The sequence below is a fragment of the Paenibacillus sp. strain BS8-2 genome, from assembly GCF_054483835.1.
In genome coordinates this window covers 3,844,356-3,870,088 of record NZ_CM137010.1, presented here as the reverse complement: position 1 = coordinate 3,870,088, position 25,733 = coordinate 3,844,356, and the positions used below count along the sequence as shown (strand labels likewise).

At 47.8% G+C, this 25,733-nt stretch carries 17 protein-coding genes; all 17 read right to left on the bottom strand.

Features of this window, described 5'->3' with window-relative positions; all coding sequences use genetic code 11:
- Positions 1-73 precede the first annotated feature (73 nt).
- The 17 genes from ACX1C1_RS16360 to ACX1C1_RS16280 all read right to left on the bottom strand — a co-directional run bounded on the left by ACX1C1_RS16360 (position 74) and on the right by ACX1C1_RS16280 (position 25,718).
- Positions 74-1,318 (bottom strand): cation:proton antiporter, encoded by a 1,245-nt coding sequence (locus tag ACX1C1_RS16360; protein ID WP_458953239.1) that lies wholly within the window; start codon positions 1,316-1,318, stop codon positions 74-76.
- Between the two features lie 239 nt (positions 1,319-1,557).
- Positions 1,558-3,111: an alpha-L-rhamnosidase-related protein gene (locus tag ACX1C1_RS16355; RefSeq protein WP_458953238.1), complete on the bottom strand. Its 1,554-nt coding sequence runs from the start codon at positions 3,109-3,111 to the stop codon at positions 1,558-1,560.
- Positions 3,108-5,543, bottom strand: coding sequence for a beta-glucosidase (locus tag ACX1C1_RS16350; protein ID WP_458953237.1), 2,436 nt, complete (start codon positions 5,541-5,543; stop codon positions 3,108-3,110). The genes ACX1C1_RS16355 and ACX1C1_RS16350 overlap by 4 nt, the downstream gene beginning before the upstream one ends.
- 24 nt (positions 5,544-5,567) lie before the next feature.
- Complete coding sequence (locus tag ACX1C1_RS16345; protein ID WP_458953236.1) at positions 5,568-6,395, bottom strand: carbohydrate ABC transporter permease; 828 nt, start codon at positions 6,393-6,395, stop codon at positions 5,568-5,570.
- Positions 6,395-7,261, bottom strand: coding sequence for a carbohydrate ABC transporter permease (locus tag ACX1C1_RS16340; protein WP_458953235.1), 867 nt, complete (start codon positions 7,259-7,261; stop codon positions 6,395-6,397). Before ACX1C1_RS16340 ends, ACX1C1_RS16345 begins: the two co-directional genes overlap by 1 nt.
- Positions 7,262-7,336: 75 nt before the next feature.
- Positions 7,337-8,683: an ABC transporter substrate-binding protein gene (locus ACX1C1_RS16335; RefSeq protein ID WP_458953234.1), complete on the bottom strand. Its 1,347-nt coding sequence runs from the start codon at positions 8,681-8,683 to the stop codon at positions 7,337-7,339.
- A gap of 166 nt (positions 8,684-8,849) precedes the next feature.
- Positions 8,850-9,950, bottom strand: a complete 1,101-nt coding sequence (locus ACX1C1_RS16330; RefSeq protein WP_458953233.1) for a response regulator — start codon at positions 9,948-9,950, stop codon at positions 8,850-8,852.
- 1 nt (position 9,951) lies between these two features.
- Entirely contained in the window at positions 9,952-11,637 is a 1,686-nt protein-coding gene (locus tag ACX1C1_RS16325) for a cache domain-containing sensor histidine kinase (RefSeq protein WP_458957701.1), read from the bottom strand.
- 310 nt (positions 11,638-11,947) lie between these two features.
- Positions 11,948-14,479, bottom strand: a complete 2,532-nt coding sequence (locus ACX1C1_RS16320) for a glycosylhydrolase-like jelly roll fold domain-containing protein (RefSeq protein ID WP_458953232.1) — start codon at positions 14,477-14,479, stop codon at positions 11,948-11,950.
- A 50-nt stretch (positions 14,480-14,529) separates the two neighbouring features.
- Positions 14,530-16,590 (bottom strand): glycosyl hydrolase 115 family protein, encoded by a 2,061-nt coding sequence (locus ACX1C1_RS16315; protein WP_458953231.1) that lies wholly within the window; start codon positions 16,588-16,590, stop codon positions 14,530-14,532.
- 74 nt (positions 16,591-16,664) lie between these two features.
- Positions 16,665-18,350 carry an extracellular solute-binding protein gene (locus tag ACX1C1_RS16310; RefSeq protein ID WP_458953230.1) on the bottom strand — a complete coding sequence of 562 codons (1,686 nt, stop codon included), beginning with the start codon at positions 18,348-18,350 and terminating at the stop codon, positions 16,665-16,667.
- Between the two features lie 122 nt (positions 18,351-18,472).
- Positions 18,473-19,354, bottom strand: coding sequence for a carbohydrate ABC transporter permease (locus ACX1C1_RS16305; RefSeq protein WP_458953229.1), 882 nt, complete (start codon positions 19,352-19,354; stop codon positions 18,473-18,475).
- Positions 19,355-19,368: 14 nt separating this feature from the next.
- Positions 19,369-20,262 (bottom strand): ABC transporter permease, encoded by an 894-nt coding sequence (locus tag ACX1C1_RS16300; protein WP_458953228.1) that lies wholly within the window; start codon positions 20,260-20,262, stop codon positions 19,369-19,371.
- A 331-nt stretch (positions 20,263-20,593) separates the two neighbouring features.
- Complete coding sequence (locus ACX1C1_RS16295; RefSeq protein WP_458953227.1) at positions 20,594-22,204, bottom strand: response regulator; 1,611 nt, start codon at positions 22,202-22,204, stop codon at positions 20,594-20,596.
- Positions 22,201-23,949, bottom strand: a complete 1,749-nt coding sequence (locus tag ACX1C1_RS16290) for a sensor histidine kinase (RefSeq protein ID WP_458953226.1) — start codon at positions 23,947-23,949, stop codon at positions 22,201-22,203. Before ACX1C1_RS16290 ends, ACX1C1_RS16295 begins: the two co-directional genes overlap by 4 nt.
- Before the next feature lie 113 nt (positions 23,950-24,062).
- A complete protein-coding gene (locus ACX1C1_RS16285) occupies positions 24,063-25,073 on the bottom strand; it encodes a zinc-dependent alcohol dehydrogenase (RefSeq protein ID WP_458953225.1) in 1,011 nt (336 codons plus the stop codon).
- Between the two features lie 78 nt (positions 25,074-25,151).
- Complete coding sequence (locus ACX1C1_RS16280) at positions 25,152-25,718, bottom strand: TetR/AcrR family transcriptional regulator (RefSeq protein ID WP_458953224.1); 567 nt, start codon at positions 25,716-25,718, stop codon at positions 25,152-25,154.
- Between the last annotated feature and the right edge of the window lie 15 nt (positions 25,719-25,733).

Sequence of the window (25,733 nt, the reverse complement as noted above, 5' to 3'; positions counted from 1 at the left end):
ATAACGACAATCAAGCCCGGAACGTTAACGTCCCGGGCTTAAGGCACTGACTCCGCCAAATACGATATAATCGTTAGTGCTCCGCGGCTTTCGACTCTCCTTCGATCTGCCCGATGCGCAGCTTCCCGATGAGCGGCTTCAGCGTAAGGCCTTGAACGATCAAGGAGAACAGCACAACGCTGAACGCCAGCACCAGCACATCCTCGCGCCCTTTGAAATCATGCGGCAGACTGAGTGCCAGTGCGATGGACAGGCTCCCCTTGAGTCCGCCCCAATTCAACAGCAGCTTCCATGATAACGGAAAACCCTTGACGGGCTGCAGGCTCGCAAACGTCGCGATCGTCCGACCAATAAGCACGATGGCGATCGCCAGCGCGATCATGCCAAACTTGTCGGAGAAATCGATGTTGCGTATTTCGAGACCGATCATCAGGAAAATAAGCGAGTTGGCGATTAGTGTAACAACATCCCAGAACGTGTTGATGTTCATCGAGGTTGTCTCCGACATGCCGATCTTCTTACCATAGCTGCCAAAGATGAGGCCGCTTACGACAACCGCGATAACGCCGGATACGTGGAAGTGCTCTGCGATGAAATAGCTGCCGAAGAACAGCAGCGCTGAGAAGGCAATTTCCAGCGGATAATCGTCGTACAATCGAATAAGCTGCGAGAACAGATAGCCGAGCACAGCCCCTACGGCGATGCCGCCCAAGCCGAACTTCAGGAACAACAAGACGCCTTCGCCTACGCCCACCCAGCCCATCTCTACGTAGGTTAGCAAATAAATAGACGAAATTTGGAACAGCACAACTGCAATCCCATCATTAAAAAGCGATTCACCTTCGATAATGGTGACCATCTTTTTCGGAACGCCGAGCGATTTGAAGATGGAGATCACGCTGATGGGATCCGTCGCACTCATAAGCGCTGCGAACGTAAACGCAACCGCAAGCGGTAAGTTAAGCAGGTAATAAGCCCCTGCAGCAATCAAGGCGAACGAAAGCAAGGTACCGATGAAAGCAAGACCGAGCACAGGCTTGCTCTGCGCCTTCAACTGACTGAAAGGAAGCTTCAAGGTCGCGTCGCCGAGTAAAATGGGCAGGAACAGCGAGATGATGATGGACTGGAACACATGCGACTGCGTAATAAACGCCTCCGCATCCTCCATGAACGGAATGTGAAAGAGTCCAAGCAGCAGGCCTACGAGCACCAGCGCTACGGAATACGGCCAGTTGATTTTTTTGGAAATACCGATAACTCCGACCGACACTGCAAGCAGAATTAGAATTTGAATAAACACTTCATTAAAGTGATGCATGTTGTAACCCCCCATAAAAGCTTGAAACGGCCAGCGCATCTCATAGATCGTCAGCCATTCCTGATTATACAGGAATATGGCTAATTTTGGTATGCAGGATTTAATTTGATACACTCCTGCATAGACTGCGCTTGCGGAACAAAAAGAGATTATCCTCATATGAGAACATGCCGAAGCACCATCATCATGATGGAGCTTCGGCATGTTATAATCATTAGTCGAATATCGATATCGTAAAACTACTCCCAATATTTACGTATAAAATAAGTCGGCGTACAGCTCCAGGCATGGCAATAGCTGTTGATCAAATTGCTTCCGTACGGGGAAAGCTTCTTGTCTTCGGGGTTGTACAGCTCCCAGAACGTATCCGCTCCGTCCTTCACCATCTCGCCCCAATAGGAACGGATAACCTCCCACGCCTTATCCTTCAGTCCGCTTGCAAATAATGCCTCTACATAGTGGTGCATCATATACGGCGTATTCATGGCTATCGACGGGGGACTGGCATGCAGGCGGTCCATCAAGTCTGCGTTTTCATTCTGGTCCATGACACCTGCCAGCGTCAACCACACCTGCGTAGCCCAGGATATTTGCCTGTCTGCTCCACTTACGAACATGCCAAGTTCTTGATCCCATAGATGCTTGATCGCAGCATCGGAAGTATGAGCGACTTGCTGCGTAATCCAGGCTTCCTCATGAGGTCGATCCAGAATTCGGGCCAACTGAAGGGCTTGCTTGAGTGCATAGATCAGTACACCTTGCGCCGGACCTTGTTTATTTAAATCATCATGCCAATCGATAAAACACCACCATGAAGGATCGTCCATGACGATACCTCGATGATCTAACCGATCTACGCTGATCCTTAGTTGCTCCATCGCGGTGGGCCACATCAATATCGTCGTCTCCATGTCCTTCGTCGCCTCATAATAATCCAAGAGACACGATACAAAGAACAAAGAATAATCGAAGAGCCTGGTATCGTCGACATGCGGCTTCGGCTTCTCAAATACGCAGGCACCTACAGCACCGTCCTCCAGCCTCATCCCCGCAAACAAAAACAAGCATCGCTTGACCAGCTGTTGATCACGGAATGTCAAATAATTCGCCTGCGCCTGCAGCCGCAGATCACCAATCCACAATCGCCGATCTCGTTTAGGGCCATCCTCATAGACGGTTTGCATACAATCTTGTAGTGTCTTAATGGCGATTCGGTCCATATCGGCGAGATCTTGTGGCACATGATCGCAAAGCGGAGCTACCAGCTCTGCATCGGCAGAAGTAACGGTTGTACACGTAATATTCGAAATCTGAACACGATATTTCCGAGATGCATCAAGCACCACAATCTTCATGTACCGGAACGAATATCTTCTCGGCAATCGAATGACCGCCGGCAGCACATCGACAAAGACCTGTTCTTCCTGGAGCCAAGAACTGCTAAGCCATCCTGTATAGTTCTCAAACGGCTCCCCGATTTCACAAGGCATTTCTCCGAAGATTAACTTAAGTTTGAGTGGAGCGTCCGGCGGACTGCCTACCGCCTTCACCTCGAAGGAAACATATCCGACGAGATGATCACCAAAGTCGGCCGTACATTCTTCATTCTTGCCGAAGGACAGCTTCTGTAGTGCTGTATATTCGTCAGTTACGTCCATTCGCCAGCCTTGCAATGCTTGATCATCCGGTACAGCCCTCACGAGAGTCTTCGGTGAAACTTCCAGCTCTCGGAGATCAGGAGTCAAACGCTCAGCCTCCTGTACGAACTCTTCTATGATTAGCGTCTTGCTCATCCGATCTGCTCCTCCTTGCAATACAACTCAAACTTCCGACTTAACATGATATCGTGAGAAGAATGGCCAATCATTACTTCAAAGGCATGATCGGCAACTATCCAGCTGCTTTGAGTCGTACTCCAGACCGAGAAGGCTCTCTTATTTAATTCGAAGACGATCTCTTCTGAACCATTGACAGGTATCGGAACCTTGCGGCATGCTTTAAGCTGCTTCGGCGCTTCGCCCGAGCTCTCGGAGAAACCTACATACAGCTGTGGGACACAGATGCCATCACGATCTCCAGTATTACGCACGCGGAATGACACCCGGACAACATCATTCGTTTGTTTTACATCTAACCCTTCATAGATGAAAGACGTGTAAGACAATCCATGCCCAAAGGGGAACAAAGGCTGCTTCTCTTTGGCATCATACCAACGATATCCCACTAATAATCCTTCTGAATAAACAGAATTCAAACCAATTCCCGGGAATTGACTCGATGTGGATGCAGGAACTTCTTCCTCCATCGCTGGAAACGAAAGAGGAAGTCGTCCGGACGGATCATGTTCACCAAATAGAATTGATCCAATCGCATTGCCGCCTTCTTGTCCAGGGTACCAAAGCTCTATAATGGCCTTGACTTGATGCGCCCATGGCATTAGAACGGGACCGCCCGTATTCAGCACAACAATCGTATTCGGATTGGAGGAGGCAACAGCCTCAACCAAACGGTCTTGCACACCCGGCAAAGCTAAGTTTGGCTTATCATAATTTTCGGTCATGAAATCATTGACAAACACAATGGCGACATCCGACTCCTTGGCAAGCTGAGCCGCCTCTTGGATCAGCTCATGGTTTGAAGCAGCCACCCAGTGCAGAGCAATACAAGACAAGGCTGGCGGCGCTCCATCGGATGTGAAATGGATTTCGACCTCCGCCAGCTCACCCTCATGCAGCATAGCTTCCGCCATGCCATAAAAGGCTTGTCCTTGCCAATTGTCTAACAGAAGCTGGCCGTTGACGAATAAGCGACTGCCTCCTGATGCCGGCAGATAAAAGGTGTGTATCTTCGTCGCAGCCGGCTTGATGAACCCTGTCCACTTAGCCGATTTCGGCATTGGCGAATCGAATCCCCATACGATGTTCAATAGGTCAAGCTTTTCCGTACGTACAGGATTGCCTGACAGATCGTTGGTCTCAAAATATGTTGCCGTCAGACCGCTTAAGTAGGATTCGGCCGGAATAACAAGATCCTCATTCGGAGAGCCGTACATAAACCTTGGTCCCGCAGGTACGGGAGTTGTGCCCAAAGCGTAAGTTACCTCTGCATGACTAGCATGATGTTTGATCCCGTCTATCGGTGACGTTATTGAATCAGAAACAACGTGTGCGCTCCCGCCGCCAGAGGCTATCATTCTGTTAGAAGCCGCTTGACCGATGACCGCAATTTTTGTTGTGTTGTTTAACGGCAATATATCATCCTCGTTCTTCAGCAGCACAATGGAGTCTAACGCTGCTTGACGTGCTGCATCTGGATGATATAGCGGAGGAGACGAGTTTACATGTTGCTTTTCAAAGTGACCTGATCGGAACAAGGTGCGCAGGATTCGGCCCGCTGCCTCGTCGATCTTCTCACTCGGGATTTGCCCGCTTTCGACGGCACGCTTTAGCGGCTCGCCGAAATAACGCTGGAATGGAAGCGTCAGTTCGTAATCGAGTCCTGCAAGCAATGCTTCGGCTGTACTTTGCGTCGCCAAAAAATCAGAGATTACAAACCCTTCAAAGCCCCAATCCTTCTTTAATATTTGAGTAAGAAGCTCGTGATGTTCCGTTCCGGCTACTCCATTAATTTGGTTATATGAAGCCATCACGGTACCCGCTTTACCTTCTACAACCGCTGCTTCGAAAGCTGGCAAGTAGATTTCGCGAAGTGTTCGTTCATCGATCATACTGTTCTGAATGAATCGATCCGTCTCTTGATTGTTTGCGGCAAAATGTTTTACATTCGCTATGACCCCTTGATCCTGAACGCCCTTTACAAACTGTGCCCCTAGTATGCCGGACAAATAAGGATCTTCTCCATAGCTTTCGAATGTACGGCCATTTAAGGCTGATCTCGCAATATTGACGGTAGGTGCAAGCAAAATTGTGATTCCACGGTTTCTACTCTCTATCCCTAATACCGATCCGTAGTTGTAGGCTGACACCCTATCAAATGTCGCGCCTAACGCAATCGGAGCAGGCATTTGTGTACCTGGTGCAGTTGCGCCTTCCCCGCTTGTCACCCCGCCAGGTCCATCACTTAATTTGATAATTGGCAGGTCAAGCTCGAGAGACGGCTCTCCTCCATGCATCATCGCTAATTTATCATCCAGAGTCATCGCATCAAGCAACAATAATGTTCTCTCATCTATGCTCTTCTGCTGATCCAGCCATGGTTTATCCATTGATAAGGCTCCTTCCGTCTATAGCTAGCCTTTTACAGAACCTGCAGTCATGCCTGCTACGATCTTCTTGTTAAAGATCAAGAACAGGACAAGCAACGGCAGCGTAATAAGCAGTATGTTCGTAAACAACAGGTTCCATTGCGAGACGAATTGACTCGTAAAGTTATATAAAGTCAACTGAATCGTGGCATTGTCCGCTCCTGGGAAGAAGTATAGCGGATTCGTAAAGTCGTTAAAGATGAATACAGATTGTGTAATGACAACCGTTGCCGTTACAGGCTTCAATAGTGGAAGAATAATGCTGAAGAATAATCTCCACTTGTTATAGCCGTCCATAACGGCCGCTTCATCAATTTCCCTGGGGATGCCAACCATGAAACCTCGGAACAGAATGACGCAGAATGGGAAGCCTAGCGCAACTTCAACTCCAACGATACCGGCTAAAGTCTTGAATAGGCCGGTCTCTTGCAGCACCCAAATGGTAGGGACGACGGCAGGCGGGATGATCAAGCCTGCGAAGACGAAGAAGTTAATGAAAGGCGTCGCTTTGTCCGTTCTGCGTTGTAGCACAAAGCCAGCCATGGCCGAGATGACGACCAGAATGACGATGGACAATACCGTAATTAATGTACTGTTGTAGAAAGCCCTAAACAACATATAATCTCTCGCTTGGATTACTTCGACGATATTGTCCCAGATATGAATCGTTGCTGGCCACTTCATATTCATTAGAGCCGCATCTTGCGGATTTTTCAAAGCATTGACAATGACGAAATAGAGAGGCACCCAAAATAAAAGGATCGTCATGGCTATAGCTGCAATTTCTACCCATAGATGTTTGATGCCTTTCATTACAGATCCACCTCTTTTCGGTTCAGATACATCTGGAGCGGGAATGCGAGAATCGTTACGAACAGGAACAAGATAACGTTACCTGCTGTCGACAATCCGAAAAATCCGGAGATGTATTGTTTATAAATAATCGAAGCAATAACATCTGTCGAGAAGCCCGGACCACCTTTGGTCATAGCCCAAATCAAGTCAAATTGGCGAAGACCGCCAATAAACGAAAGAATAATAACAGTATTCATAGCAGGGCGGCTCAACGGTACAATAATGTTCCAGAACTTGTTCCAGTTGTTTCCTCCGTCGATTTGCAGTGCCTCGTAATACTCTTCGGGAATGGATAATATACCCGCGATAAAGATTACCGTTGCGAAACCTACTCCTTTCCACACATCTACGAAAGCGACCGACAACAGAGCAATGCTCGTATCACCGAGCCAATCCGGCCCCGAGATGCCGATGAAGCCCAGCGTCTTGTTAATCAAGCCTTGAGATGGATGCATCATTTGGCTAAAGGCAATACCAACGGCAATTGTGCTGATAAGCGTGGGAAAGAAAATGACTGATCGCAAATAATTTTTGGAGCGGATCTTCGAGGTTAGAAAAACCCCGAGCAATAAACCGCCGACAACCTTTAACACACAAGTAACGACTGCGAAGATCAGTGTGTTCTTAAAACCGATTCGCAAAGCGGTTTCTTCGAAAAATGTCTGATAGTTTTGCAGTCCGATAAATTCCCAGTCCGAGAGTGTCCATCTCGTAAGACTGAAAAAGAATGACAGCACTGTAGGCACGATGAAGATTGCCAAATAAATAATTGCCGCTGGGATTAGAAACGTATAGGAGTATGTTCGTTTCAGCACCTTGGACATCTCATCCACTCCTCTTTTTCTTGGCGTAATCAGTCGGCCCTGCATGGAAGCAGGGCCGACATCATTGCCATCTATTTATTTCCAACCTTCTAGACCAAGCTGTTGAGCTTGCTTTTCTACATCTTTGTCATAGCCTTTCGCCGCCTTAAGCGCGTCACTGATTCCAGCTCCGACTTCAACCGTAAATTGCGGGAGATTGGGACCTTTGATCGGGCTTACGAATTCCAGCGCAGCAACCGTCTTATTGTCCTCGAAGTATGGCAGCATATCTTTGACGACTTGCGCGACCTCATCGCCGACATCAACACCCTTAACAGCCCATGGGCCGACAGGCTTGGAAGCGCTGGACCAAGCGGCAATGCCTTCAGGAGTAGTTAGGAACTCTAGGAACAGCTTAGATTCTTCTGGATGTTCTGTTTGTTTTGAGATATAGGCGCCGGATGGCATCCAAACCGTCAGACCATTCTGCTCCGCACTGTCGCCAGGCTGAGCGAAGAAACCGATGTCGTTCATTAGATCAGGGAAGTTTTGCTCAAGCACCGGGATGGCGAAGGTCAGCATTGGATAGTGAGCACCTTGTCCTTCCGCAAGCATTTTCAAACCTGTGTCGTACGTTGTTGCCAAGTAGTCTTCGTTCTGAAAGCCCTTCTCGTCGAGTTCTTGCAGTTTCTCGAAGCTTCTAAGCGCAGCTGGTGTTGTCGCGTATTTCGCTTTGTTAGCCGTGTAATCATCAGCGAAGGTAGGACTCTGGGCTTGAACATTGTAGTAGTCTGCAAGTACGACAAGCTGAGTAGTCCAGCTGTCTTTATAAGTCCCTATAACAGGCACTTTACCTGCCGCTTTAAACTTCTCGTTGTTCGCCATCAACTCGCTCCAAGTCGTCGGTACTTGGAGACCGAGTTCTGCATAAACCTTCTTGTTATAGAACCAGCCGCCACCCATTGTCGAACCTGCTGGAACTCCGAACAGCTTTCCGTTCAATGCGACAGTCGGCTTAAATGAATCAATCACGTTGTTCATGAAGGGTTCATTAGTGAGATCCATAAAGTTTTGCTCTGGATTCAAAGCGTGCATAAGGGAACCTGAGTTGTAGAAGAATACATCATTCATATCGCCTGTAGACAAGCGAGTTTTCACAAAGTTATCTCCCTCAGCTCCTGGAGGACGAGTTTCATTTTCCACCGTGATATGCGGGTATTTGGCTTGAAAAGCGTCAATCACGGCTTTGGTGACATTAACGAAATCCTGCGTATTGTCCGTTAGCAACGAGATCGTTACATTCTCAGCAGTCTTTTCGTCTGTGCCTCCATTGCTCGCAGCAGCGTTGGTGTTTGCATTATTCGAGTTTCCGCAGCCAGATAGAACACTAACAGCCATGACGGTACACAAAGTAAGCAAGAGAAGACCTTTATTATTTTTCAAGTTTGTTTCCCCCTGATTATTCAAATTTATAATTCCAGCTCAGAGCCCGGGTTCTCTGTTGATTTCATTATAAGCGCTTACAACTGATGTTCGGGACTGCCATTTTTTATGGATTAGTGTCCGTTTTTTTTGGTTTGCCAGACAAATAGGGACCCCTAGCGGATCCCTACAGCTCTTCTTTATATTGCCCTGGCGTTTGTCCTGTATACTTCTTGAATACTTCTGCGAAGTGACGATACGTGCGATAGCCTACGAGCTCACTAACATCATTCACCTTCGTTCCTTTGCGCAACAGCTCCTTGGCATGCTCCATTCGGTAACGCGTCAAGAATTTGATATAGCTTTCTCCTATCACTTCTTTGAACAACACACTTAAGTACGTAGCGTTCATATTCACATGTTCAGACACTTCATTCAGCGACAAGTCCCGTGCGTAGTTTTGCTCGATATATGCCTTGGCTCGTTCGATCGACCCGTGTTTCGTGGATTCGTTCGTCATTACCCCATACTCTTTCTGCGCTTCATAATAGCTTTTGGTCAATTGTTCAATGTTAGAATAGGTACCGCCAATTCCGATTGGGAGCGGTCCTGACAACGAACGGATAACTTCCCATAAGACGACTTCAGGCTGCTCGAAATGAAGAAGCAGCGCTAAACGTTCATCCCCCTTTTGAGAGATAATAAGTCGGAAATTCGATGTTTTGGGCCACTCCAGCCCTTCCGCAAATTTGATGACCGTAATACTCTTTATATTGTCGAAATCCAACCCCAACAGCTTCTGCCATTTAGGCAATTGCTCCAGCTTGCCTTGAAGAAGCTCATGTGTAGTGTCCGCTAGCATTTCGCTTTGCGATTCCTCCAATTGCTTCTTCAGCGTTTCTTGCTCCTGCTTCACAAGGTTGTGCTGCTGGATCTTATAAAGCGCGTTCTCGATACTTTGAATCGATATGGGCTTCTCCAAATAATCGATCACGCCTAGCTTTATCGCACTTCTTACATATTCAAACTCGTTAAATCCACTGAAAACAACGCAATACGTATCAGGCTTCTCGGCTATGATCTTCTCGATCAATTGCAAACCCGTCATCCCAGGCATTCGGATATCGGTAAATACGATATCTGGCTGCGTTTCACGGAAGCATGAGAGTGCGGCAATGCCATCCATAGCCGTGCCTGCCAGCTCTATACCATAGGTCGACCAATCGATCATCATGCGCAAGCCTTCTAATACGATATACTCGTCATCAAATACAACCGCTCTCAGCAACTTATGTCCCTCCTAGATGCAGTCTTAACACAACGCGAGTCCCCTTATTCACCACACTAGTAATATGCATTGAGCTGGACGGTCCATAGAACATCGTTAAACGCTCTTTCACGTTTCTGAGCCCATACCCCTCTTCTATTTGCTCCGAATGTTCAATGCCTACCCCATTATCCTCGATCACAAATTCCAAATAATCCCCATCTCTTCTCCCCTTCAATGAAACGCAACCGCTACCGACCTTCGGCTCGAGACCGTGGTAAATCGCATTTTCAATAAGAGGCTGCAGCAATAGCTTTAACATTTCCATCGCTTTAACAGTCGGCTCCACGTCTTCCAAGTATTCAAACCGATTATTATACCTAATATTTTGAATCGTCATATAGTGATGAATATGTTCCAGTTCCTTGGATATGGGAAGCGTATCTTTTCCTTTATTAAGACTTAATTTGAAGCTCTGTGACAAAGCTAGCGTCATTTGCGCTGCTTCTTTATGTTTCTTCAAAGTAGCCATCCAATAAATAGAATCTAAGGTATTATACAAGAAGTGAGGTTTAATTTGAGCTTGCAGCGCTTTTAATTCAGCCTCCCGTTCGCGTAGCTCCGTATGGATCAACTTTTCATTCAACTCTTTATTCTCGGCGGCAATCCGTTTAAATGTCTCACCGATCGCTCCGACCTCATCATGATCAAATGTTTCGTTGAACTCACGCTGGCCGCGCGCCCACTCCACCATCATCTTCTTCACTTGCAACAGCGGACGTGTAATACTACCCGAAACGACATACGATATTGCGATGGCAACGAAAGCGATACAGGAAGCAATAATCGCAGACGCCATTCCGATACGGTTAGACTCTCTGAGCAGCTCCTTGAGCTCGATGAGATGAATAAAGGACCAACCTGTCGTTTCGTTGCGATATGTCACCGTTAAGTAGCCTAGTTCCTTAAACGCGTTTACGACATGAACAAAATCTCCGTTCAATACGTCTTGCAGTTCCTTGCTTCGCGGAAATTTAACAACTTCAATTTTCTCTTGCGAAGTATCCAGTGCAATAAATTCTCCGCCGTACTTCTGACTACCGGTAAAGAAGGAATCAAATATGGATTTCGAAATATTAATAACAAGCATACCGATCGGCTCTCCGCTTATGCTGCTCGAATCTCGGAATAATTTGACTGTAGAGAACGTCTTTGCCGAATCACCAAAAACATCCTCGCTAAAGAAGATAACTTTGCCATTGCCCTTCATTGCCCGTTGATACCATGCAGACTTCTCAATTTGCTCAGACTTATCTGCCCCCTTATATATTCCCGTATTATCCGAACGTCCAAGGCAATAAGCCTCATTATTCAAGTCAAGGAGGCAGACGGAATCCACGAACACGGAATTAATAAAACCGTTATTAATGATCTTCTGCAGCTCATTCACGAGCACGTTTTTGAGTGCTGATCGTTCTGGCTGTAACGATATATTATGAAGTTGCTTCAAATTGTCCCTAATGCTGTCATCAAGAATGATGGAACGGTTTAGATTGATCGCATTCCGAAAGGTGAGATCAGCAACTTCGCTGGAAGTTCGAAGATGGTCTTGATTCGTCTGCGTATTCGATTCCAAGATCGTATCTTTTGCGACATTGAACGAGATCAGACCAAGGAGAAACAACGGCGGGACAGATAATAATATCATCGTTGCCAAATATCGGCTTCTAATTTTCCTAAACCTAAAAATATTTTTTGACTTTTTCGTCATAGTCTTCATATTCGCTCCTAATCGATAGCATGTAAGGCCATAATACCACTTTCTATAGGCTTTAGCTTTATACTAACGATTTGTCAATCCGGCGGTAAGTGAAATCTTTTTGGATCTTGATCCGATTTTTTTGGATTCAGCGAATCGATAATAACAAAGAGCATCTCATTCAAGGTGAGGTTTACCTTGAATGGGATGCTCTTTGTTCAAATCGATTTCAGGTGTTATGTCGAGCGGCGTATTCTCGTCATTGGGTGACAGTAATAGAATTCGATATAAGCCTCACCGGCCCAAGCAAGCCGGACGGCAGCGACTTTCCGTCATAACGATTGGCCAAGCTGTTCGTCACTTCGATGCTTAACACATTAGCACCCGGCTTGAGTGTATGACCTACTTCGTAGACATAGGGGCTCCACATGCGCGAGCCAAGCGCGATACCGTTCAACCAAACGCGCACGAGCTCATGCGCCTCGCCAAGATTCAGCTCGACCCTTACTCCGCTTGGATGCGGCTCACATTGAAACTCCTTCTCGTAGGTGACTGAACCGGAGTAGTGCTTCATGTCCTCCCATTGCGTCCATGATTCAAGCCTTTTCATTTCACCCTTGCACGGACCGCTAGTGATCAGCCAGCCATCGTTCATCTCCGCAATTACAGTCTTCTTCAATCGTACTGGCAGCTTGGAGTCTACATCTTCCTTCTTACCACTGTTCGGATTCACCGCGATGATAAGGGCTTCTCTGCGCTCGATGCGCACAAAGATGATCTGCTCTTGCCCGTTTCGCTCGGCAGCAGCCACTTCGCACTCGCCGCTCCATGGCCGCCACAATTCCGCTACACCTAATTGGGTCGTACACAGCTTTCCTTCATATGTTTCTTCACCTTCGTTGACGATCACGCAGAAGCTCACACCGGCCTTGGTCACTCGACTGATCCGAATATTAGCGCATGCAGGCTCAAGTCTGTTTTCCATACGTAGATGATTCAGAAGCTCTTGCGGAATACTGTTGGCCTGCGTTACACGCACCTGTCCGATATCCTTCGTCTTGACGCTCCCGTCTGAGTCAAGCAATTCTATAACGAGCCCGCCCTCCTTACAGAACGTATGGAGCCGCTCCCAGCTTGTTAAGGACAATCTTTCGCCTTCTTCGATCAGGACGGCAGCATATCGGTAACCGGCGATTTGAATTTCGCCGGACTTGTAGTTGCAGGACACATCGAGAAGTACTTCCTCCAAATAATTGAATTCAATTTGATGCTCGAACAGCGGCTTGGCTACTCTCCAAGATAACGATGAGGCTCTGGCCAGCACAGCCACTCTGGCTCCGTTCATACTGTCGGTCATGAGCCAGCTCATCCGTTTAATATACCTGGAGAATTGCGCATATTCGGGCCACCAAATATTGTGAGGGCCGACATCCGGCGGGCGTTCATCCCTGCGCTCGTCCCGAATGGAATAATAGAATGCATGGGGCGCAATCAGATTGACACCGCGTACGAACAGCCAGTCCAAATACCACTTCATGTTATCCGCGCTAAGCGACCAGCCGCCGTCGATTCCGCAAACGCCAAAAACCTCGTTCAGATTACGTCGTCTGCGCCTATGACGCGCAGCATCGGACGAGCATTTGCCCATCGTGCTGTGCGCACCCGTCAGCGCTTTGCCTTCTTCTGGCGCAATGTAGCGCCAAACCACATCCTGTCCAGGGATGTGGAAGTGCTCAAGCAGACCAATATCGTCGCTTGCTGCAGGGTGTCCGGTTAGCGCGACACCGTGCACAACGCACCACTCCGCCAACTGTCCGTAGTAGATGCTGGACATTCGATCACGTATAGCAGAATCGAATACGTCGCGAACGTATGCAGTTTCCGTGCCCGCTTCGAACCACAGGGCAGGCAAATCCTTCTCCCTGCAGCCCCCAAGTAGAAATTCAGGAAGGAAATCTCGAGTCCATGGCTTCATGCCTTCGACGTGATCTCTGCCAAGCAAATCCGGTTCGTCGGTGAACATGGCGATAATCGTCTTGCCGAAATACGGTTCCAGCTTCTCATAATATTTCTCATGAGTAATTGCAAGAAACGTCCGCACAGCCTGCGCGTTCAGTAAATCTGCAGCTGCTGGAACCTCAGGCTCCCCGTCGTCTTGTCCAGCATGAACGCCACGAATCGTGCCTCCCGAATACGTATCAACGAAGAGCAGCACGGACCAGCTGCCCTCTGCCAGAGGAGTGAATCGCACGACATCGTCTTCTACATCCAGAATAATCGTGCTCTCCGGATCAATCGCACCATCAGACAGCTTACGGACGGCTTGAGCCGATACGATCGACTCTCCCATGGAGAGCGCAACTGGAATCTCACACTCGCCGCTATGTGCCGCACATGTAAACTCCCGCAGCATCAGCCCACGGCTCGCATATTCGGGATTCTGCTTCACGACCAAGCCGCAAGCCGAGCCCGACGGATACATGCCTTCATCGTACAAAATCACTTTCATGCCCAACTTGTCGGCTTCAACCACCGCCGTCCTGACGAGCTCGAAATACACCTCCGACAAATAAGGAATATCCCGGGACAGCCCCAAACGGGGATGTATTACAAACCCGTCCACTTCCTTGGCGTGAAAATCGTGAATTTGCCGCACGATTTCCTCCTGAGTCAATGCATCGTTCCAGAACCAGAACGGAATGGGACTAAACTCGGTTGGCGGGGATAGAAACTGCTGCTTTAAACGTTCGAATTCATTCACCGTATTCACCTCGTTCATCAATCGAACCATCAGTATCCTGCCTCTATCATCATTCAAACTATAATCCCGGTTTAATCTCCTTACAACCCGAATTTCTGCTGAAGCCTTTTCGCCAATTCATCATCGGAGAGTGGATTTCGGTGCGTATTCTCCAGATAGATATATTTCTCCGTCTCCGGCATCAGAAATTGTTTATACCACAAGAAAAAATCCGGGCTGTCACCATGCATCCTCAGGTATCGCCTGAGTGTGTCCATATTAATCACTGTACTTTCGATATTTGTTAGCCAATCGGCCTGATAGAAATTCTCCCATGGTCCATATTCAGCTTCTCTTAGCACATCTATTCCACGAGTGTACAGCTTCATCGCTATCGATGCGTGGACAAAAGCTTTGGCATAATTCTGTTCTGCATACGCTTGATAAGCATCTCCCAATGCTTCGAAGCCCTCGCAGCCGGAGAGATGCAGTTTCACATGATAGAGCAGATGAGTACGCAATCGGATGCTTTCTTCTTCAGACAATCCTGACAGCATTCGTTCGATACGGGACTGAAGCGTGCGCCAATCGGAAGCCGCTTCCGAGCATTTCTTTCGGAACCATTCAACCTGTTCATCAAAGCTGACTTTACCGGTAGCCCAATACAACCGTTCAAGCGGTTCATCGCGCTTGCCTTGCAGCCAATGCCCCACAATTTCGCGTGCAGGATGATGATAAAACTCATCACCGGCGCGATCGTCCTCATTAGGGCCATACGCAATCGCACATTCCGCATATGCTCGATGCAGCTCCGCTATCTCATCGTGATTCGAGCTATACATGCGACGCACAAACGCAGAAAGATGTTCGTCATCGTTCACACTCCCGTAATTCCACAGCTCCCGCATAAGATCGAGTGTGTACACATGCTGCCGAATATTGCCGCTGTTCACGAGCAGATAGGAAGATGCGCCTGACTGAAATGCCCCCTCCAGCTCCTTCTTAATAAAGCTTGCCGGCATTGGAAATAAGGTTAGATGGTTTGAAGCCTGCAGGTCATGAAAAGTAACATGATAATAAATGCCATGATTACCGCGATCTTCGATCGTCGGCAGAGATGGCACTCTAAGATTGTGGTTATTGTGTCTGCGAGATACCATCTTGCCGTAACCGTTATCCGCCCAAATCCGAATAATGTCATCCGGGATGTCTATGCATCCTGCCTTGTACAACTCGGCGATTTCGCCATACAAAGCGATGCAGCAATGTGGATTATGGACCTTGCGCCGAACCATCTCATATTGCTTGCGCACAACCTTGCTGATCATGTCGCCACGTTTTTCCGGGGTGTCAAAGGCAGGATCCTGTGCCCAGAACGGCTGATCGCCTTGACCACGGAAAGAGAGCACCCAGACGATATTCTGATCCTTCTGCTTGTCTATCGCTTCTTCCCACAATGCCTCAAATAATTCCGGATGCTGCTTATAGCTGGCTTGCTTGCCGGGGTACACGCGAAGGAACATCTCCGCCCCTAACGGCTCGGCATGATGATGCGTAACCCATAACCCCATCTCCGAAGCAAGCTCGGCATGCATGCCATGCTTGGGCAGATCGGTGCCTGGAATTACCATATTGCCGCCGCAACGAAGCAACGCCTCGAATACAGGCAGCCATACCTCCCTGCCCATCGGATATTCTTCCTTCCAGCCGATCAAACAAACTTCGTCGTTCACAAACCAGCCTCGGAAACGTACAAACGGCTTGGAAGAATCTATGTTTACCATCGGAATCTGCACGCTATCCTGCTGCGCAGGTAATCGATCCATCCAGAACCAAAAGGGATCAACACCCAGAAATCTGCGGCTGAATTCCAATAAGCCATATACTAGACCCAGGTCATCATGCGCAATGATATGAAGTGTCTTATTGTCTTCATATTCCACGAATCGAAAGCCATACGATTCGGGCCACTCGCTGCATGTATCTTCTTTTCTTGCATAACGAATTTCGATTTGCACCGGACAAGCGTTGTCTGGTGCAAGAATTGGCTTATCGCCAAATACGCGCTGATGGTCTCTCGCTACCATTTCCCATGCATGCCGAATCGGCGCTGACGGTTCTTCAGGCAGTCGATAATAGACATTACGATGAATTGTAAGCATTCCTGAACAATCCCTTTACGATTAGAATTAAGGATAGGGGCCATCAACCGAGGCCCCCATCTTCTATCTTGCGATTAGTTCCCTGCCACTTGCTTATACCACTCGTTGACTTCTTCTGTAATTTTGTCCCCGCCCGCAGATTTCCATTTGCTGACAAATGTATCAAAATCACTAATTGGCGCTTGACCATAGATGATTTTGGTATACGTTTCGAGCTCCATTTTGTCCAAGAATGCCAATTGTTCTTTCATCGTCTTGGTAGGGGTGCCTTGGAACATCTCCGGCATGCCGAATGACTTGGAATCAAGGATAACCTGAGCTGCTAGCTTGTTGCCATCCGGCTTGAGGGACAATTGCTCCATCAAGGTATTCGTCGGCGATTCTCCAGCGTTGAGCGCTGCATAATATTCCATGCGTAAATTCGGAATTCGAGCTCCGTTAGTCGTCATGGACAGCTTATCCATGTTCGCGTACGCACCTTCCTTGATTTCTCCCTCATTAATATCAAAGTAATTTCCCTTCGGGATCGGTTGATCGAATGGTGCTTGGTAAGTCGGGAATCGATCATACATCCAGTTCTGATACAAGAAGAACGCATCCGGATGCTTGGATCCCTTGCTAATCAGTATCGCACCAGTTACCATAGGATTCTCTCTGAAACCTCTCATTCCTTCTGCACCTGCAGGCACCTGAATAGGTTGGAAGTTTGCATTCGGATCATTTTTAACCGTGTCGCCAAGCGGCCATTCTGCCAGCCAATGTCCGCCGAAGATCATACCTGCCTTACCTTGAACGGCAAGCTCCGAGGCTTTATTAATATCGTAGACAGCTGCTTCTTTCGGCAGATAACCATTCTTATACCAGCGAGCCAGCATTTCAAGTGTCTCTCTTGCCCCTGGCTGTACAGAGCCATATTGCAGTGTTCCGTCACTCGCCACATTCCATTGTTTAGGCATTACTCCATTCGCACCGAATAAAGGATTAGTATCAGACATATAGGATACATAACCATCCTTCAAGCCGATCGTAAGTCCGATGGTATCCTTCTGTCCATTGCCGTCCGGGTCTTGGTTTGCGAAAGCATCCATGACCTTCTCCATCTCATCCAACGTTGTCGGAGCCTGCAAGCCCAGCTTATCCAGCCAATCTTGTCTAATCCAAAGCACATCATCATTCTGATGAGCCTCAATCAAGATCGGAAGCGCATATCTGCCGTCTTCGCGAGTATAGGGCAGCCAAGCATTAGGCGACTGCTCAACGGCTTGTTTCCATGTGTCGCTGGCATATTTATCGAATAGAGAGCCTACTTCCAGGAATTTGCCGGAGTCGATCAAATCGTTGACAATATCTCCATTCGCCATGACGATGTCCGGCATTTTTTCTCCGCTCGCCAGCATCAAGCTAAGCTTGGAATCAAACGTCTCCTTCTGAGTCGTCGTCCACGGATATGAAATTTCAATATTGAACGTTTTGGACAGCCATTTCGTGAAATGGTTGTCATTCTCGTTCTCGCCCGGTTGATAAGTTACATCAGCTGGCGTAACCTTCAATTGCGATATTTTGACCGTTTCGCTATACTTATCGCCCTCAATGGGCACCGACCATAAACTCTCGGCAGAACCTTCGTTTGCTGTTGCATCAGGCAATTGGCTTGTAGATGACTCTCCCGCATTGTCTTCGTTATTGCCGCAGCCAGCTGTCAGAGAAGCGGCCAGCATAGTTGCCAGACCCGCAGCCACCCATTTCTTTTTGTTTTGCATCCCTTTTGAACCTCCCATTTTTTTGTTCCCTTCATGTAAACCGCTTACAACCCGATTATAGGTGGTACATATCTGGCGCCGATATGATAAATGCTTTGGATCATAGCACTTTGTCTAGCTCATTATTCTTTTACCGAACCGATCACAATGCCTTTCACAAAATATTTCTGAAGGAATGGATATACGACCATAACCGGAATCATAGAGATAAAGATTTGTGCCGCACGGAATGCGCGGTCGGACAGAAACTTCAATTGCTCCGGGTCAATGTTCGGATCGTCGGTCGTCCGCTGAATGAACATCGTCTGCATGAGCGAAGCAAGCGGATATTGCTCAGGAGAAGACATGAATAGCAGTCCATAGAACCATTCATTCCAATAATAGACCATCGTAAACAAACTAATGGTCGCGATCGCCGGCATCGATATCGGAAGGTAGATCGATACGAGTGTGCGGAAATGTCCCGCTCCGTCGATTAGCGCTGCTTCCTCCAGTGCTGCCGGCACGGATGAGCGGAAGAAATTAAGCAATAAAATCATACTATAGACATTGACGGCCTGAGGCAAGATAAGTCCCCACATCGAATTAAGAAGTCCAACCTTCTGTACGACAATATAAGTCGGGATGAGGCCGCCGCTAAACAGCATCGTAAATACGAACAACCACATCCATACCGTTCTGCCTTTGAATCGTCTGGAATCTTTGGATAGTGAGTAGGCAGCTAGCAGCATAAGCGTCATGCTGATTACGATGCCCAATATCACTCGCTCAATGGAAGTTGCGATTGCTTTGAGAAACAAAGCATTGCCGAATACTTTTTCATAGTTTGCGATATTGAAGTCAACCGGGAGAAACGTAACCTTTCCGCTGCTGATTGCCCAGCTGGAGCTAAATGACATGGCCAATACGTGAAGGATCGGCAGCACGCACAAGAGTGCCAGACCAATGAGAAATATATTGTTGCATATACGAAAAATTCGATAGGTTAAGCTTTCATGATACATAGTTGCGCGCCTCCTTAGAAGATTCGATAATTCGCAAACTTGTAGGCAAGACGATAGGAAGTGACGATCAGCACAAAGCTCACGAGCGACTTGAACAATCCGACCGCTGTGCCAAAGCTGTAATTTCTCTCCGTCAGACCAACACGATACACATAGGTATCAATAATATCACCTGTCTCATATACAAGCGGATTATACAAATTGAATATCTGGTCAAAACCAGCATTCAGAATGCTGCCCAGTGACAAGGTCATCACGACGACAGTAATTGGAAGTACTGATGGTATCGTAATATAGAGCAGCTGCTTCCATCGGTTAGCGCCGTCAATGACGGCTGCTTCGTACATCTCCGGATTGACGCCAGACAATGCCGCAAGGAAGATAATCGCAGAGAAACCAAAGTCCTTCCAAATATCGCTCACAATAATCGTTACTCTAAACCAGTCATTGCTGCCAAGGAAGAAGACCGGTTCATAGCCAAGTGCTTTCACGACTTGATTGACGATCCCGTACTCAGGCGAGAGAATATCGATTAGGATGCCGCCCAGCATAACCCAAGAGAGGAAATGCGGCAAATACACAAGCGTCTGTACCGATCGTTTAATAAAAGCTCCCTTGACTTCATTAAGCAGCAAAGCAAACGTAAAAGGAACGATCAAACCGGTCACGATCTTAATGGCGGCGATGATTAACGTGTTCCATATGACGCGCCTTGAATCCTCGAACTCGAACAGCATACGGAAATGCTTCAGGCCAACCCAAGAGGAGTCTCCTATCCCAATCCAAGGTTTGTAATCCTGGAAGGCTATAACGATGCCAAACATCGGGATGTAGTGAAATATAAGGATGGCGATAAATCCCGGCAGTATCATTGCATGAAGCGGCCAATTTCGTTTTAATTCTTTCATACTCGATTCCCCTTCCACGTCATTGTTGTCATAGCTTCATTGTAGTGGGGTTGCCATCCGCCGGAATATGATAAATGCTTTGGTTTATGTCCTTTTATAAAGAAGAAGGGGCGCTCCTATTGGAACAGCCCCAGAACACGTCAGTATGTCTTACTCATGAATATCAAGCTGCTCAACGTTCTTATATGTCTCATTTTCCTCCAGATGCGACAGGCCGTTTACCTCTGACATCGTTTCCATAACGATCTTTCGTTCCTTACAATCTAGCTTTCATTGTAAAAGCCGTCTAGCGCGCCCGATATACGAAATTATGTGGATCATAGCACTTTCCTTATTGTTCTCTGTACTTTTGAGGTGTGCATGCGTAATATTTCTTGAATACTCGGATGAAATATGATGTATTCTGATAGCCTACGTCCTCCGCAATTTCGTTAATTTTGCGGTTCGATTTGCGCAGCAGCTCCGCGGCATGCTCCATCTTGCGCCGATAGATATATTGGCTGACGCCTTCTCCCGTCCATTCCTTGTAAACGGACGAGAGATAAGCGGGATGGAGGTACACATTATCCGCCAGTGATTGAAGGGATACATCCTCGTTCAAGTGTCTGTTCACGAAACGATGAACCTTATCGATGATAACGCTTCGGTCATCCGATACCTTGGTCTCGAGCGCCTCTCTAATGATGGCAAAAGCTCGAAATGCCCACCCCTCCAGCGCAGAGAGCGAAGCTGCTTTCTCCGAAAGCTCTGAACGATAAATCGATGCTCCAAGCAGCTGCTCAGGCTGCCTCCCGGATTTATGGATTATATAGAAGAACGCGTTAGCCATAGAATGATAGGCCTCCAGCAGATGTCCTGCAGTAACCTGATCACGTTGCTCGATGTCCTGTATGATTGCCTTCATCTTCTCTACACAACGATCCCAGTTGCCGCCTTCCAGCAGATGCAATAGGCTCGGAGGAGCATACAGCTGCTCCAACGGAGTTCCGTAGCTTTCTCGCTTGTCGTCGCCCCCCTCCTCATCAACCCAAAGACCGCCGCTTGTCCGCACATGAAGACGAAGCTGCCTGAGCGAGGCTTCGTACAGGAGCGGGATATCGATCGGAAACTTGCCTACTCTTCCCACCATAAGTGATATACTGCCTTGCAAATAATCAGACACCTTCTCAACGATCGTTGATCCTGTCTGCTCCAGACTAATGGAACGGGAATCCTCTTGCTCCGAGGTCGTCGCCTTTGATTTCACGATATAAATCCGATTTCCAAGCTCATCCTTGCTTGTTGCGAAGTCGAAATGCTCGCTAAGCAGCTCCGAGACGATATTGTCAATGGCAAAGTCCGCCAATTCCGTCGATTCGCCAAACTTAAGAAATTCGCCGTCGGCACGCACGACGAGCAGCCTGCAATTTCCCCCCGCTGACAAAGGGATTCTCAGCTGCTCCATCTTCTTGCGCAGCATTTCTTCGTTCGGTACCTGTCCTCTCCATAGCTCTCGCAAGAAATTTTGCCTCAGCAGAGGCTCATGCTCACGGAGCGAGCGCATAGCGTTCTGTACAGAAGAAATTTCATGCCATTCCTCGCGGATCATAGCCGCTACCTGCTTTACTTCCTGCTGTACATCTTCGGCACGAGCCGGCTTCAGCAAATAATTGACGGCTTGATGCTTCATTGCCTGCTGTGCATATTCGAAGTCCGCATGCCCAGACAAGACGATACATTTGATCTTCTTCCCATTCAATCTTCGGATGAGCTCAAGTCCAGACATCCCGGGCATCTTCACGTCGGTTAACACAATGTCGACTTCCTTCTCGTCGAGAATGCTCAGTGCCTCCAGCGCAGAATACGCATAATATACATCCTCGATGCCTGCTGCCTCCCAATCGACCGCGGCCAGCAAATAATCAATCACGTATGACTCGTCGTCAACCAGCAGTATGTTCACGCCCTGATGTCTCCTTCCTGTTGCTGCACAATGCCTAGCTTTAGAATGACGCGGCAGCCTCCGCCTGCGGGTGTCTCGAACTCAATACCCGCAGCTTCGCCATAATGGAGCTGCAAGCGCTGGTTAACGTTAAACGTGCCGCAGCTCTCCGATTGATCTGCTGCAGGCAGCTGCCAATCGCCCGCCAGCTTCGCCTGCTCCTCTTCGGTCATACCCGGACCGTTATCCTCAATCACAATCCGCCATTTGCCAGATTCCAAGTATCCTGCGATACGGATTAGGCCGTCACCTTCCTTAGCTTCTATCCCGTGCACAATCGCGTTCTCGATGATGGGCTGCAGGATCAGCCGCGGGACCTCGATCTCAAGCATCTCCTCCGGCACTTCGATGATATAATTGAACCTTTGATTGCGAAGATTATGGATGCGCAAATAGCTTTCCGAAATCTTCAGCTCGTCCGCAAACCGCGTATTCTGTTTACCTGTATAGGTAGCGTAACGGAAATATCCCGCCAAATTCATAACCATATCGGATGCAGCTTTCTTCTTATCCAGATGGATCATGCTTTCCACGAAATAAAGCGAATTATATAAGAAATGCGGGTTGATCTGCGATTGGAGCTGCTTGAGCCTCGCTTCACGAGAGCGAATCTGTTCCAGATACACCTTCTCGATCAACTCTTGAATCGTTCCAGCCATTCGATTAAAGGACTGGAATAAATAGGTGAAATCATGACCCTTGCCAATACGAAGACGAATCGAATATTCGCCCTTCTCGAATCGTCTGACGACCTTCAGCATATCCGACACTGGAATTTGCACATAACGGAAAATCAAATATCCCGCCGACAATGCAAACAAGAGCAGCAGACACAACGTCATGTAAAATATAATTCGACCTTGTTCGATCGGCTCGGAGATCACATTCCTCGGAGTAAGCGTAACCAGATGCCAGCCCATCGACTCAATTTCATTGTAATTCACCAAATAAGAGCCTTGCGCAAGCTCAAGCGTCATGCTGCCTTGTGTAGACAGCTCCCCGGAAGGTCTGCTCGCTTCCCATCGCTCCAAAGCATCCTGCGGCAGCACGCCTTCCGAGATGACCGGTTGGCCCGGGGCATACAAGAAAGCATCGCCTTGCTGCTCGTTCTTGAATTGCATCAGCATATCCATCAAGGTATCATGCGAGATTCCCACCTGTACTACAAGCTGCGGTACGTAGTTCTCGTTCGAAGAAGTGAACGGGAAAGCCACGTCCCATGTCAAAAACTTCCTATTCATAGGTCCAGCCGACAGCTCTTGAAGCTGCCAAGCCGATATTGGCTTAACCGGTTCTGTATATTCATCCGCATCTGCTACGGTGAAATTAGCATAGATACGATAGTGGTTACGTGGTGAAATAAGAGCAAGCCAATCGTTCCAGTCATTATTGGAATTGAGGAATATCAGCTTCTCCAGCAGCCTTTGCTTAAGTTGAAGACGCTCCCACTCGTCCAGTAGATCGTAGTATTTGAATAGCTCGACATCATCATCGTTTGATAATAAAAAAGCATTTTCTTTTAACCGCTCCAAACGCGAGTTCAGTTGACTGACAAAAAACAAAGACCGGCTCATGTTTAGTGATTCAATCTGTTCCGTCAGACTTCCCTGCGTTCGATAGTTGGAGTAAGTATACACGCCTACAATCGGAATAAATAGGCAAATGATAAGCAGCATGATGCGGCGAAATACGTTGCTTTGTTTCATGGCTCCTCCCGCAGACGTTGTCGAATTCATCTATTATAAGGGAAACGGATAACAATCCAAAATAATAAAACCTTTAGATGATAGACACATCTAAAGGTCTTTTGAAAATTCCCCTATGCCAGGTCGACGACTACTTTCACCGTTCCTTGCGCATCAATTGCTTTGTCGAATGCGGATTGAATATCGATCAGCGGATACACTTGCGTCACCAGCTTGCCGATATCAGTTTTGCGCTCATTGATATGTGCGACAACCTTGACGATATCCTCATGCGTATATCCACTTGCGCCGATGATGTTGACTTCCTTGCTCATCACTTGCGCTAGACTGATCGGGACATCCTGCTTATATACGGCGATAACAGCGATCCGTGCTTTCGGCTTCACGATTTGCATGACCTGCTCGAACAATACAGGAGCGCCTGCAGCATCGACGAAAGCATCCACATTCGGCATTTCCCTGCCATATACGTTGACCGTGCCAAAATGGCGGCTTAAGCCTTCTGCAAGCGACTCTTCCTTCGTATTGACTGTTTTGGCGCCCAATTCGCGCGCGATGGCGAGACGGAACTCGTCGATATCGGCTATGGCTACGTTGGTGATGCCTTCCCCGATCAAGCTAATCGCCGCCGAGATTCCGATCGGACCCGCGCCAAGAATAACTATGTTCTCGTTCGGCTTGGGATCCGTGCTGAAAGCGCCATGAAAACCAACGCTCATCGGTTCCATCAACACAGCTTCGCTTGCGCTCACGTCGTCCCCGAACGCATACAGATTATAATTCAAAGCTGCGTCTTCGATGAGGACGAATTGCGAGAAGCCGCCTATTTCAAGAGAATAACGCCGTCCTGCCCGCTTCGCCGTAATCGGGTTCACACCAACTCGCATGCCAGGACGGATGTCTTTCACTTCCGAGCCCGCTTCCACGACTTCGCCAAACAGCTCATGGCCGAACTCCTGGCCAAACCGGATGCCCATTTCGTTGCCCGCTTTCACAATATTGATATCCGTCCCACAGATGCCTCCGCACAGATTGCGGATTAGCACATCCTTCGGTCCGACTGCGGGTATGGTACGTTCCTCAATTCGTACATCTTGTTTACCATGATAGATCGCAACTTTCATTCTGATCTCCTCCTGATGGGTTGATGGTTATATTGGTTAGATGGGTTAGATGGTTAAATGGTTAAATGGTTAAATGGTTCACATTGGCTTCATATTCTTCATGTTCTCGAGCAGCAATCCATTCATAAATTCCACGGGCTCATAAAAATCACGTTCATTCCATTCCATGATCATTCCGAGGATCGCGCTGGCATGATATGCAGCTTGGAACTCGCTGAGCCGCATATCCATAGGTAAGGAGGCGAGCGATTGCTTAACGATTGTTTTGACCCGCTCGAAAAACATCCTGTAATACGAAAATCTCGATGAGATACTAAAAATGTAGCGATAGACATCCTTGTTGTCGTGTACGTGGCGGAACAAATCGATCATTTGCGGCTGCAGCATCGCATCCTCTGACGAGCGACGGCGTCTTGACGTTTCGAACAGAGACGCTTCCCACTCGGCCAATAAGTCCTCTATCATTGTTTCAAGCAGCATAGCGACGCTTTCATAGTGCAAATAAAACGTTTTTCTCGTAATGCCTGATAACCCGCATAACTCCGTTACCGAAATTTTTTCCAGCGGCCTTTCATTTAGAAGTTGAAGAAGCGTGCTTCTTAGACTGCTTTTGGTTTTTACAACACGCAAATCTTGTTCATTCATGCTTCATCACCTCAC